Source organism: Streptomyces virginiae, from assembly GCF_041432505.1.
GTDB classification, from domain to species: Bacteria; Actinomycetota; Actinomycetes; order Streptomycetales; family Streptomycetaceae; genus Streptomyces; species Streptomyces virginiae_A.
The window spans coordinates 4,408,300-4,420,584 of sequence record NZ_CP107871.1 but is presented as its reverse complement, the minus strand read 5'-3'; the positions used below and the strand labels follow the sequence as shown (position 1 = coordinate 4,420,584).

7 protein-coding genes are annotated in these 12,285 nt (G+C 69.1%); 2 read left to right on the top strand and 5 right to left on the bottom strand.

From position 1 onward, the window contains the following. Nucleotides 1-24 precede the first annotated feature (24 nt). Nucleotides 25-2,199 (bottom strand): murein biosynthesis integral membrane protein MurJ, encoded by a 2,175-nt coding sequence (gene murJ / locus OG624_RS20605; RefSeq protein WP_352164556.1) that lies wholly within the window; start codon nt 2,197-2,199, stop codon nt 25-27. Nucleotides 2,200-2,245: 46 nt separating this feature from the next. Further along, nucleotides 2,246-4,510, bottom strand: a complete 2,265-nt coding sequence (locus OG624_RS20600) for a DUF6049 family protein (RefSeq protein WP_371639691.1) — start codon at nt 4,508-4,510, stop codon at nt 2,246-2,248. A gap of 186 nt (nt 4,511-4,696) precedes the next feature. On the opposite strand from OG624_RS20600, the gene OG624_RS20595 reads away from it, so the two are divergent. Then, on the top strand, nt 4,697-6,163 hold the full coding sequence (locus OG624_RS20595; RefSeq protein WP_371588103.1) for a CCA tRNA nucleotidyltransferase: 1,467 nt from the start codon (nt 4,697-4,699) through the stop codon (nt 6,161-6,163). Between the two features lie 68 nt (nt 6,164-6,231). Here the strand turns inward: OG624_RS20595 and OG624_RS20590 are convergent, their stop codons facing one another. The 3 genes from OG624_RS20590 to OG624_RS20580 all read right to left on the bottom strand — a co-directional run bounded on the left by OG624_RS20590 (nt 6,232) and on the right by OG624_RS20580 (nt 9,339). Beyond that, nucleotides 6,232-7,500 carry an MFS transporter gene (locus OG624_RS20590; protein WP_033214963.1) on the bottom strand — a complete coding sequence of 423 codons (1,269 nt, stop codon included), beginning with the start codon at nt 7,498-7,500 and terminating at the stop codon, nt 6,232-6,234. Nucleotides 7,501-7,604: 104 nt separating this feature from the next. Further along, nucleotides 7,605-8,687, bottom strand: a complete 1,083-nt coding sequence (locus OG624_RS20585; RefSeq protein ID WP_371588102.1) for an inositol-3-phosphate synthase — start codon at nt 8,685-8,687, stop codon at nt 7,605-7,607. 49 nt (nt 8,688-8,736) lie between these two features. Continuing rightward, nucleotides 8,737-9,339 carry a PadR family transcriptional regulator gene (locus OG624_RS20580; protein ID WP_030008393.1) on the bottom strand — a complete coding sequence of 201 codons (603 nt, stop codon included), beginning with the start codon at nt 9,337-9,339 and terminating at the stop codon, nt 8,737-8,739. Between the two features lie 275 nt (nt 9,340-9,614). Between OG624_RS20580 and OG624_RS20575 the strand changes: the two genes are divergently transcribed. Then, nucleotides 9,615-12,242 carry a transglycosylase domain-containing protein gene (locus OG624_RS20575; RefSeq protein WP_033214967.1) on the top strand — a complete coding sequence of 876 codons (2,628 nt, stop codon included), beginning with the start codon at nt 9,615-9,617 and terminating at the stop codon, nt 12,240-12,242. Nucleotides 12,243-12,285 lie beyond the last annotated feature (43 nt).

Here is a 12,285-nt window from a genome sequence, read left to right as displayed (position 1 = left end):
GAAAGGGGGCGACGGTTGTGCGCATCAGCGCCCCAAACGTCCGCGGACCATTCCGACCATCGCGTTGAGCTCTTCGATCCGCATCCGCTTGGCGGCGATGAGGAACACCGCGGCCAAGGCGATCCCGCCGGCGACGAGGGCCGCGGCGGAGCCGGTGACTCCGCTGCCCAGCCACTGGGTGACCCCGTAGGCGGCCGCGCCGGCCACGGCGGCGGCCGGGACGCAGGCACCGGTGAGACGGGCGTAGGTGCGCATCACGTGCGCTCCGTCGAGGTCGCCACCGAGCCGGGCCCGCAGCCGGCGCCAGGCGACGCCGACACCGACGGCGTAACCGAGGCCGTAGGCCGCGGCCATGCCGACCACCGCCCACCGGGCGGGGAGCACGAAGAACGAGAGCGTGGAGACGGCCGCGTTGACGGCGGCGACGATCACGGTGTTGTAGAAGGGCGTGCGGGTGTCCTCGTAGGCGTAGAAGCCGCGCAGGACCACGTACTGGATGGAGTACGGGATCAGGCCGAGGCCGAACGCCATCAGGATGTAGCCGATGTTCTGGGCGCCCGAGCCCGAGCCGGCGTAGAGCAGGGTGGCCATCGGGACGCCGAGGGCGAGGAACGCGAAGGCGCAGGGCACGATCGCGACGGCCGAGGTGCGCAGCCCGTAGGAGATGTCGTCGCGGACCGCGGCGGCGTCGCCGTCGTGCGCGGAGCGGGAGATGCGGGGCAGGACGGCCGTCATGACGGAAACGGTGATGATGGCCTGCGGCATCTGCCACAGCAGCAGTGCGTAGTTGTAGGCGGTGATGCCGGTACCGGGGTGGCCCTGCTTCTCGGCCACGGATCCGGCCCAGGTGGCGAGCTGGGTGACGACCACGAGGCCGACCTGGTTGGCGAGGACGAAGAAGAACGTCCACTTGGCCAGGCGGGCGGCCTTGCCGAGGCCGTGGCCCCGCCAGTCGAAGCGCAGGCGCGGCTTGAAGCCCGCGTCGCGCAGGTACGGCAGCATCGCGAGGGCCTGGACGGTGAGGCCGAGCAGGGTGCCCAGGCCCAGCAGGCGCACGCCCTCGGGGGTGACGGTGGTGGCGTTGACACCGGAGGTGGTGAAGCCGCCGAAGGCCCAGATGAAGGCGCCGAAGGTGGCGATGACCACGATGTTGTTGAGGACCGGGGTCCACATCATCGCGCCGAAGCGACCACGGGCGTTGAGGATCTGGCCCAGGACCACGTGGATGCCCATGAAGAACATGGTGGGCAGGCAGTAGCGGGCGAAGGCGACCGCGACGTCCATCTGTTGGGGGTCGGAGGCGATCTTCGGCGACATCATCGTGATGAACACCGGTGCGGCCAGGACGCAGATGGTGGTGATGCCCGCCAGCAGCACCACGACGAGGGTGAGCAGCCGGTTGGCGTAGGCCTGTCCGCCGTCGCTGTCGTTCTTCATGGCCCGGACGAGCTGCGGGATGAAGACGGCGTTCAGGGCGCCGCCACCGACCAGCACGTAGATCATCGTGGGCAGGGTGTTGGCGATCTGGTACGTGTCGTTGAAGGTGCCGACACCGATGGCACCGGCGATGACCAGGGTCCGCAGGAAGCCGGTGATGCGGGAGACGATCGTGCCCGCGGCCATCAGCGCGCTGGACTTCAGCAGGCTGGAGGCGCGTCCGGCGGGCTTGCTCGGCGCCGGTGCGGCGACGGGCGCCTCCTCGGCGGGGGTGCGGGGCGCCGCCTCCTGGTCCCGGTAGAGGTGCGCGAAGGCGTCCGGTTCGGGCTGCTCGTCCGAGGCATTGGTGACGAGGGAGTCCACGCCGACGAACTGGGTGGTGGTGGCGTGGTCGCCGTACGGCAGGTGACGTGAGGGCCCGTCCGGCTCGGGCGGCGGGGTCTGGGCCCAGACGTGCGGGTCGGGAGAGTACGAGGGCGCGGTCGGCGCGGCGTAGAGCGGGCCGGGCTCCTGGTACGTGCCGGGCGGCGGCGGCGGGTGCGAGGCCCGGTCGTAGAGCACCTCGGCGACGGGGTCCTGGGCCGACAGGTCCTGGGACCGGTACGGGTCGTGGTCGTAGGCGTCCTGGACATACGGGTCACGCTCCGGCGCGGGCGCAGGCGCGGGAACCTGCCCGGGCACCGGGGTGCCCGGGGCAGTGCCCTGGGAGGGCGCAGGCCCACCAGTGCCCTGCGCGCGGTCACCGTCGTACGGCGCGTTCATCGAAACCCCACCTCATCGTCCCCAGGCCGACCGGCCACGGCGTCAATCAACGGTCCACTGTCTCACTCGTGCCGGACCCCTCGGTGCTTTGCGCTCCGGTGTCCGGGGACTCGTCACTCGGCTGCGTGCTCTCCTCGGCGGCCGCGCGTGCTGCGACGCGCTTGCGACTGGCGTACATCTTGATGCCTGCCAGGACCAGGAGGAGCACACCGCCGGCGATGACGAGCATCACGGTGGGCGTGATCTCGGTCGCCTCGACGGTGAACTTGCGTTCCTTGCCGTAGGGGATGCCGTCCTTGGTGAACAGCTGCGCCGTGACCTCGACGGGGCCGCTCGCCGTGGCGTTGGCGGTGAACTTGACCGTCTGGGTGTGGTCGCCCTGGACGGTGACCCGCTGTTCGGCCTCGCCCTTGTCGCCGAACATCAGGCGGGTCGGGTTGGCGGACTTCACGCGCAGGACGAGGTCGTGGACGTCCTGGACCAGGCTGTTCTGCACGCTGACCGGGATGGTGGCGCTGTGTCCGGACAAGGTGGCGTCGGACTTGGGGATGACCTTGACCTTCTCGGTGAGACCGATCAGGTAGTCCTGCACCTCGTCCCGGTAGAGGCGGGCCTCGTCGGGGCGGCCGCGCCAGGACGTGGACATCTCCCGGTTGGTGGTGTTGCCGAAGGGGATCTCCACGCGGTCGGGCGCGGCGAGGATCACCTTGAAGCGGTCGAGGGTGCTCTGCGTGGTGCGGATCTTCTCGAAGGCCGACACCGGCAGCTCCTGCTTGCGCAGGGCCTCGGGGTACTGGCCGGCGCCCGGCACCTGGGTGGTGGCTCCGGGGTCGGGCTTGGCGGCGGCCGCGGCTTCGAGGTCCGCCGGCTGGGTCCAGCGGCCCGCCTGGAGGCCGCGTACGGCTGCGGCCATCGACTGGACCTGGCTGACGCTGGGCGTCCGCTGCGGGGCGACCACGAAGCTGCGCGGCTCGTCGGTCCCCTGCAGGTTCAGGGCGAGGCTGTGGGCGAGGAACCGCTGCACGGCGAGCGTGGAGGTCCCGGCGTTCAGCATGTCGCCCTCGAAGGCGGTGGACAGGTCGGCGTCGGCGACGACGGCGGTGGTGCCGGCGCCGATGGGCCGGGCGGCCGAGGGGGTGTAGCCGAGGGCGCCGCTCTCCACGAGGCTGTCACTGCGGGTGAGGACGTTGTGGGCGCCGGCCGAGGTGGCGACGTTCACGATCGAGGGATCGATGGCGCCGTCCACGGGCCAGGAGAAGTCGGTGGACGCGGGGACGTGCAGGACCGTCTCGACGGCCTGCTTCGCCTTGTCGGTGGCGGGGCGCAGCTGACCCAGGGTGCCCGAGACGTCCTTGCCGTGGTGGGCGAGGGAGGCGAGGTCCGGGTCGGCGAACGGCAGGGCGACGACCTTCTTGCCCTGGACGGCCGCCTCCAAGGAGCTCAGCCACTGCTCGGCGATGGCCTTGCTCTTGCCCTGGACGGGCTTGCCGCCCGGGCTGCGGACCCGGTAGCCCTTGGTCATCGCGTCGACCGTGTAGAGCAGGTCGGGGTCGATGACCCAGGTGATCGGCAGGTCCTTGCCGAGGGTGACCATCTGCTCCAGGCGCCCGCCCGGCCGGAGCTCGTCGGCGAGGGAGTCGTCGAGGAAGACGGGGGTCTGGAGCTCGTCGGAGCCGGTCTCCGCCGTCACACGGGTGCGGGAGATCAGCGGCCAGGCGTAGGTGAGCTGGGAGCGCTTGGCGGCGGCTTCCGGCTGCCAGGGCAGGAAGGTCCGCTTGATGCCCATCACCTGCTCGGACGGCCGGCTGTCGGTCACCCCGGACAGGGAGACGCCGAGCGGGTAGACGCCGTCCTTGTCCAGCTCCAGCTTGTTCACCGGGATGGTGAGCGTGAACTCCTGGCTGACCTTCGACGGCAGGGAGTCGATCTTCATCGCGTAGGCCGGGTCGATCTCGCCCGGGTCGGCGCCGGCCCGGAAGCCGGTGCGCTCCGCCGTTTCGTCGATGGACGAGCGGTCCGCGAGCGCCGGCCCGACCCGCAGGCCGACATGCGCGCCGGTGATCTTCTCGGGACCGGTGTTGAGCACGGTGCCCTTGATGGTCAGGGTGTCGCCCTTGACCGGTGCCGTGGGGGCCATGGAGGTCAGCTGGACGTCCACGGACGAGGCCTGAGCGGCCTCGGCCCGGGGAGCGGGCGAGTAGATCAGGGCAGCCAGCACGGGCGTCCCGGCGAGCAGGACGATTGCCCGCCGCAGCCACCTACGCGGGGCAGGAGCGGGGGACGCCCCCTGGTTTTCTGCCGCCTCGGCCACGCGCTAGCCCGTCCCTCGAAGTGTCAGTGGTCGTCTTTTGTGCGTCCACGCATGGTAACGAGGCCCGCTGTGTGCGAGTGCCGCGCCTTGCTCCACATGATCGGCTCAGGGGCCCGGTGGCCGTGTGCCGGGGTGGCCGCAAAACGGGGCGGCCCCTGGGGGGACGGGCACGTACCCTTTTCAGTTGTGCCGAACGCCAACGAAGACAACCCCAGTGCCCTGAGTCAGGTGCAGCGCCGCGCGGTCAGTGAACTGCTGCGGGTCGCTCCTGTCGCCGACGAGCTCGGCCGCCGTTTCCAGGAGGCGGGCTTCCGCCTCGCCCTGGTCGGTGGGTCCGTCCGCGACGCGCTGCTCGGGCGTCTCGGCAACGATCTCGACTTCACCACCGATGCCCGCCCCGAGGACGTTCTGAAGATCGTCCGGCCGTGGGCGGACTCGGTGTGGGACGTCGGTATCGCTTTCGGCACCGTCGGGGCGCAGAAGAGCGCCCGCTCCGGCGACGCCGTACGGAACTTCCAGATCGAGGTGACGACGTACCGCTCGGAGGCCTACGACCGGACGTCCCGTAAGCCCGAGGTCTCCTACGGCGACTCGATCGACGAGGACCTCGTCCGCCGTGACTTCACGGTCAACGCCATGGCCCTGGCCCTGCCCGAGCAGCAGTTCATCGACCCGCACGGCGGTCTGGAGGACCTGGCCGCCGGCGTGCTGCGTACGCCCGGGACCCCCGAGGAATCCTTCTCCGACGACCCGCTGCGGATGCTGCGGGCGGCACGGTTCGCCGCGCAGCTGGACTTCGAGGTCGCCCCCGAGGTCGTCGCGGCCATGAAGGCGATGTCCGAGCGGATCGAAATCGTTTCCGCGGAGCGGGTCCAGGGTGAGCTGAACAAGCTGATCCTGTCCGCCCACCCGCGCAAGGGTCTGGGACTGCTGGTGGACACGGGACTGGCCGACCGGGTGCTCCCCGAGCTGCCCGCGCTGCGGCTGGAGAGTGATGAGCACCACCGGCACAAGGACGTCTACGATCACTCGCTGATCGTGCTGGAGCAGGCGATCGCGCTGGAGGAGGACGGCCCGGACCTGGTCCTGCGGCTCGCGGCCCTGCTGCACGACATCGGCAAGCCCCGCACCCGCCGGTTCGAGAGCGACGGCCGGGTCTCCTTCCACCACCACGAGGTGGTGGGCGCGAAGATGACCAAGAAGCGGCTCACCGCTCTGAAGTACTCCAACGACATGATCAAGGACGTGTCCCGGCTGGTGGAGCTGCACCTGCGCTTCCACGGCTACGGCGACGGGGAGTGGACCGACTCCGCGGTCCGGCGCTACGTCCGCGACGCCGGTCCGCTGCTGGAGCGTCTGCACAAGCTGACCCGGTCCGACTGCACCACGCGCAACAAGCGCAAGGCCAACGCTCTCTCCCGGACCTACGACGGGCTGGAGGAGCGCATCGCGCAGCTGCAGGAGCAGGAGGAGCTGAACGCGATCCGGCCCGATCTGGACGGCAACGAGATCATGCAGGTGCTCGACGTGGGCCCCGGTCCGGTGATCGGCAAGGCCTACGCCTTCCTGCTGGAGCTGAGGCTGGAGAACGGCCCGATGGATCGTGACGCCGCTGTCGTCGCGCTGAAGGAGTGGTGGGCCGCACAGGCCTGACGCACGAAGCGAAGGGGGCGATGTTTCACGTGAAACATCGCCCCCTTCGCTTCGTCAGCGCTGATGTTTCACGTGAAACGTCGTTCTCCCCGGGCCAGGAACACGGCGGTCGCGGCGTAGAGGGCGGACACGATCAGGACCAGGGCCACGGATCGCCCGTCGGTGGGGAGCATCAGGGAGGCCACCGCTGCCGCGCCGACGAACGCGACGTTGAAGAGCACGTCGTAGACGGAGAAGACGCGGCCGCGGTAGTCGTCGTCCACCCGGGACTGCACTTCGGTATCGGTGGCGATCTTGGCGCCCTGGGTGGCGAGGCCGAGCACGAAGGCGGCGGCCAGCATCGGTCCCGGGGCGAAGAACAGACCGAGGGCCGGTACCAGGACCGCGGCGCCCGCGGAGCAGGCGGTGATCCAGCCGAGCGGGCCCAGTCGGCCCACCAGCCAGGGGGTCACCACGGCGGCGGCGAAGAATCCGGCGCCGGAGGCGCCGACGGCGATGCCCAGCAGGGCCAGTCCGTCGGATTCGTTGTCCGACCAGGCGTAGCGGCAGAGCATCAGCAGCATCACGAACAAGGCCCCGTAGCAGAACCGCATCATGGTCATCGCGACGAGCGCCCGGGCGGCCTCGCGCCGGGAGGCGAGGTGGCGCAGGCCCTCGGCCATCCCTCGCACCGTGAGGGCGACCCCTTCGACGACCGAGGGATGGGTCCGGCCGGCGGGGTGGTCCGGCCCGAGCAGGCCGATGGCCAGCTGCAGGGAGACGAGGGCCGCGAACAGGTAGAGCCCGGCGCCCAGGAGCACCACAAGGGCGTTGGAGTCGGAGGCCAGCAGTCGGACGAGGAAGGCGAGCCCTCCGCCCGCCACCGCCGCGAGGGTTCCGGCGGTGGGGGAGAGTGCGTTCGCGGTGACCAGCTGATCGGGTCCGACGACATGGGGCAGCGAGGCGGCGAGCCCGGAGAGCACGAAGCGGTTGACGGCGGTCACGGACAGAGCCGAGGCGTAGAACAGCCAGTCGGGCACCTGCGCGACGATCAGCATTCCGGTGACGCAGGCGAGGAAGGCCCGCAGGAGATTGCCGTAGAGGAAGACCTGGCGGCGCCGCCAGCGGTCGAGCAGCACCCCGGCGAAGGGACCGATCGCCGAATACGGCAGCAGCAGTACCGCCATGGCGGAGGCGATGGCCGCCGGTGAGGTCTGCTTCTCCGGGGAGAAGATCACGTAGGTGGCGAGTGCGACCTGGTAGACGCCGTCCGCCGCTTGGGAGAGCAGTCGTACGGCGAGCAGGTTGCGGAAATCCCTCAGGCGCAGGAGTACGCGCAGATCACGTACGACAGGCATGAGGGCAAGGGTCACATACGCGGAGGGTCCCCGGGCACATTGCCCGGGGACCCTCCGCGGAAGAACTGCCGAAGTCCAGGTGTCGTGACGACCCTTGGGTTCGGTTAGCGCTCGACCTCGCCCTTGATGAACTTCTCGACGTTGGCCAGGGCCTCGTCGTCGAAGTACTGCACCGGCGGGGACTTCATGAAGTAGCTGGACGCCGACAGGATCGGGCCGCCGATACCGCGGTCCTTGGCGATCTTCGCAGCGCGCAGGGCGTCGATGATGACACCGGCCGAGTTCGGGGAGTCCCACACCTCGAGCTTGTACTCGAGGTTCAGCGGGACGTCGCCGAAGGCGCGACCCTCGAGGCGGACGTAGGCCCACTTGCGGTCGTCGAGCCACGCGACGTAGTCGGACGGGCCGATGTGGACGTTCTTCTCGCCGAGCTCACGGTCGGGGATCTGCGAGGTGACGGCCTGCGTCTTGGAGATCTTCTTCGACTCGAGGCGGTCGCGCTCGAGCATGTTCTTGAAGTCCATGTTGCCGCCGACGTTGAGCTGCATGGTGCGCTCGAGACGGACACCGCGGTCTTCGAACAGCTTCGCCATCACGCGGTGCGTGATGGTGGCGCCGACCTGCGACTTGATGTCGTCGCCGACGATCGGGACACCGGCCTCGGTGAACTTGTCGGCCCACTCCTTGGTGCCGGCGATGAAGACCGGGAGGGCGTTGACGAAGGCGACCTTGGCGTCGATGGCGCACTGGGCGTAGAACTTCGCCGCGTCCTCGGAACCGACGGGCAGGTAGCAGATCAGGACGTCGACCTCGCGGTCCTTGAGGACCTGGACCACGTCGACCGGAGCCTCGGCGGACTCCTCGATCGTCATGCGGTAGTACTTGCCCAGGCCGTCGAAGGTGTGGCCGCGCTGGACGGTCACACCGGCGTTCGGGACGTCGCAGATCTTGATGGTGTTGTTCTCGCTGGCGCCGATGGCGTCCGAAAGGTCGAGGCCGACCTTCTTCGCGTCGACGTCGAACGCGGCGACGAACTCGATGTCACTCACGTGGTAGTCGCCGAACTGGACGTGCATCAGACCGGGGACCTTGGCCGCCGGGTCGGCGTCCTTGTAGTACTCGACGCCCTGCACCAGCGAGGCGGCGCAGTTGCCTACGCCGACGATGGCTACGCGAACCGAACCCATTCCGGTTGCTCCCTGTTTGTTCTCGGACGAGGTCTGCGAGATGCAGGCCTCATTTTTCAGTTTCGTCGGACGGACCGGATCGTCTGCGATCCCGTCCCGCCCGCTCACTCTCGATGAGCTCGTTCAGCCAGCGCACTTCGCGCTCCACGGACTCCATGCCGTGCCGCTGCAGCTCGAGCGTGTAGTCGTCGAGGCGCTCCCGCGTCCGGGCGATCGAGGCGCGCATCTTCTCCAGCCGCTCTTCCAGCCGGCTGCGGCGGCCCTCCAGCACCCGCATGCGGACGTCTCGTTCGGTCTGGCCGAAGAAGGCGAAGCGAGCGGCGAAGGACTCGTCCTCCCAGGTATCCGGGCCCGTGTGGGAGAGCAATTCCTCGAAATGCTCCTTACCCGCGGCCGTCAACCGGTAGACGATCTTGGCGCGGCGCCCTGCGAGTGAAGCGGCGAGCGCGTCCTCCGGGGCGTTGCCCGGTTCCTCGATCAACCAGCCGTTGGCGACCAGCGTCTTGAGGCAGGGGTAGAGCGTCCCGTAGCTGAAGGCTCTGAACACTCCCAGCGAGGTATTGAGCCGCTTGCGCAGCTCATAGCCGTGCATGGGGGATTCACGGAGCAGGCCGAGGACGGCGAACTCGAGGATGCCTGAGCGTCTGCTCATCCGCCTGCCTCTCCTCCGCCCCTGAGTCTTTATACCGAGCTGATGTATCGACTCGATACATCCAGACGATAGAACGGGGCGCTCTGATCGACAAGAGGAGACGTAGTGACCGGTGTCACATCACCAATTCGCACCAGGCAGGTTGCCTGATTTGGGGTGAACTTCGGCACTGGGCGCGTTTTGAGCGTGCGTAGTCTGTGCGCCAGGACACCGGGGGGGACCGGAAACAATCTGCCGCTTCCAGGCCACTCGCCTGCCCGAGGAGTAGTCGTTCGATGAGCGAGCACCGTCGCAAACCGCCGCAGCCCGAGGGCGGTGGGCGCGCCTCAGCCCGCCGCGCTGCCCAGCCGCGCCCTGGAAGGGGCGCGGCCGGACGTGACGTCCCCACGGCGTCGTACAGCGGCTCGTACGCACCGCAGCCCTCGGGCAGCCGTGCCGAGGCCCGCCGGGCCGCCCAGAGAGGCAGCGGCCGCGGGAGAGGAACCGGCACCGCCACGCGCGGCACCGGGCGTCCGGACAAGCGGCTCATCAACTACCCGCGGTCGGACAGGGACGGCTGGAAGCGTTTCGTGCCGTCCTGGAAGTTCGTCGCCGGTACGGCCCTGGGCTTCTTCGCCGTCATCACGGCCGGTGCCGGCATCGGCATCGCCATGGTGAGCACGCCTGACCCGAACAAGGCGGCCCAGGCGCAGAACAACGTCTTCTACTGGGCCGACGGCACCCAGATGGTGGCGACGGGCGGTTCGATGAACCGGCAGATCGTGCCCATCTCCAGCATCCCCCGGTCGATGAGGGACGCCGTGATCGCGGCGGAGAACGAGTCGTTCGAGACGGACAAGGGCGTGGACCCGATGGGTGTCGGACGCGCCGTGTACAACATGGCCACGGGCGGCTCCACCCAGGGCGGCTCGACCATCACCCAGCAGTACGTGAAGAACACCTACCTCGACTCGGACCAGACGCTCAAGCGCAAGGCCACCGAGCTCTTCATCGCGATAAGGCTGGGTGTCACCGAGGAGAAGGACAAGGTCCTCGCCGGCTACCTGAACACCGCCTACTACGGTCGCGACGCCTACGGGATCCAGGCCGCCGCCCGCGCCTACTTCGGCAAGGACAGCCAGAACCTGAACCCTTCCGAGTGCGCCTTCCTGGCCGCCGTGCTGAAGGGCCCCAACCTCTACAACCCGGACGGTGGCATCGGTGCCGCCGCGACCCCCGCCCTCAACGAGAAGCGGGCCCGTGAGCGCTGGTCCTGGGTGCTGGACCGCGAGGTCGAGGTCGGCCGGATGGACAAGGCCGAGCGGGCCAAGTTCACGGACGCGGACTTCCCGCCGCGTGTGGAGTCGGAGCAGGCCCGTGGCATGACCGGCCAGATCGGCTACCTGGTCGACACCGCCAAGGCCTACGTGATGAAGACCAAGGGCATCACTCCCGAACAGATGGCCCTGGGCGGCTACCGGATCAAGACCACCTTCCAGAAGCCGAGGGTGGACGCCATGGTCAAGGCGGTCGAGGACACCCGCAACGGGTTCATCGACGAGAAGGGCCGCCCCGAGACGGACACCTTCGTGCAGTTCGGCGCGGCCTCCGTGGACGTGAAGACCGGGGCCCTCGTCGCCCTGTACGGCGGCCCGGGCTGGGATCACAAGTACTTCAGCAACAACGCCAACACCAGCGGTGTCCCGGTCGGCTCGACCTGGAAGCCGTACGTGATGGCGGCGGCCATGGAGTACGGCACCCAGAACTCCAAGGGCAAGGGCATCTCGGCCGACAGCAAGTACATGGCCAACGACCTCACCGTGATCAACAACCGTGAGGGCAGGCCCCTGCGCGACGCGTCGGGCGCGCCGTTCAAGCAGAAGAACGAGAGCCCCACCCCCTTCGGCTACGTGACCCTCAACGAGGCGATGGAGAAGTCCATCAACGTCCCGTTCGCCCAGCTCGTCTTCGACGTCGGCCACGACAAGGTCAGGGCCGTGGCCAAGTCCACGGGCATCCTGGAGGAGTCGATCAACCCGAACACCGACGCCTCCTTCGCCCTCGGTACCTCCACCCCGAGCGCCATCCGCATGGCCGACTCGTACGCGACCTTCGCCGCCTCCGGCACGCACCGCGAGCCGTTCTCCGTGACCGAGGTCGTGAAGAACGGCGACAAGTTGTCCGGCTTCGAGGCCCCCAAGGACCAGCGGGCCATGGACAGCGCCGTCGCCGACAACATCACCAAGATGCTGGAGAACGTCGTCGAGAACGGCACCGGCAAGAAGGTCAAGAAGCTGGGCCGGCCCGCCGCGGGCAAGACCGGTACCACGGACGAGAACAAGTCGGCGTGGTTCGTCGGCTACACCCCGGAGCTGTCGACCTCGGTGGTCCTCTTCCGTACCGACCCCAACTCGGCGGACAAGAAGCTGATCTCCATGAAGGGTGTGGGAAACATCCCCTCCCTCCACGGTGGTGACATCCCGGCCGAGATCTGGACCGAGTACATGGGCGAAGCGCTCAAGGGCCAACCGGTCAAGCAGTTCCCGGAGGCCGAGGACATCGGCGTGACCGCCGACTCCGCCGGCGCCCCCTCCCCCACGCCCTCGGCCGTCGTCTCCCCGTCCCCCTCCCCGTCGACGCAGCCGTCGACCTCCCCGTCGCCGTCCCCGTCCCCGTCGAAGGGCGGCCGGCCCTCCTGCCCGCCGTGGAAGCTGTACTGCGACCCGGACACCACGCGCGGGACCACCAACGGAGGCACGGACAGCGGCACCACGGCCGGCAACACCTCGGGCAATACGTCCGGCAACACGTCCGGCACCAACTCCGGGGTGATCGGCGGACCCAGCGGATCGCCGACCCAGAGCGGCAAACCGGGCCGCCCGGGCGGCATCACCGGCGGGTTCGACGACCCCGGCTCCGAGTGACCCGTAGCACCGCTCCCTGAGCACACGAAGGCCGTCGCACGCA

Excerpts from the sequence above, each read along its gene's own strand:
- OG624_RS20575 (WP_033214967.1), top strand. The coding sequence starts at position 9,615 with ATGAGCGAGCACCGTCGCAAACCGCCGCAGCCCGAGGGCGGTGGGCGC.
- murJ (WP_352164556.1), bottom strand. The coding sequence starts at position 2,199 with ATGAACGCGCCGTACGACGGTGACCGCGCGCAGGGCACTGGTGGGCCT.
- OG624_RS20590 (WP_033214963.1), bottom strand. The coding sequence starts at position 7,500 with ATGCCTGTCGTACGTGATCTGCGCGTACTCCTGCGCCTGAGGGATTTC.
- OG624_RS20585 (WP_371588102.1), bottom strand. The coding sequence starts at position 8,687 with ATGGGTTCGGTTCGCGTAGCCATCGTCGGCGTAGGCAACTGCGCCGCC.
- OG624_RS20580 (WP_030008393.1), bottom strand. The coding sequence starts at position 9,339 with ATGAGCAGACGCTCAGGCATCCTCGAGTTCGCCGTCCTCGGCCTGCTC.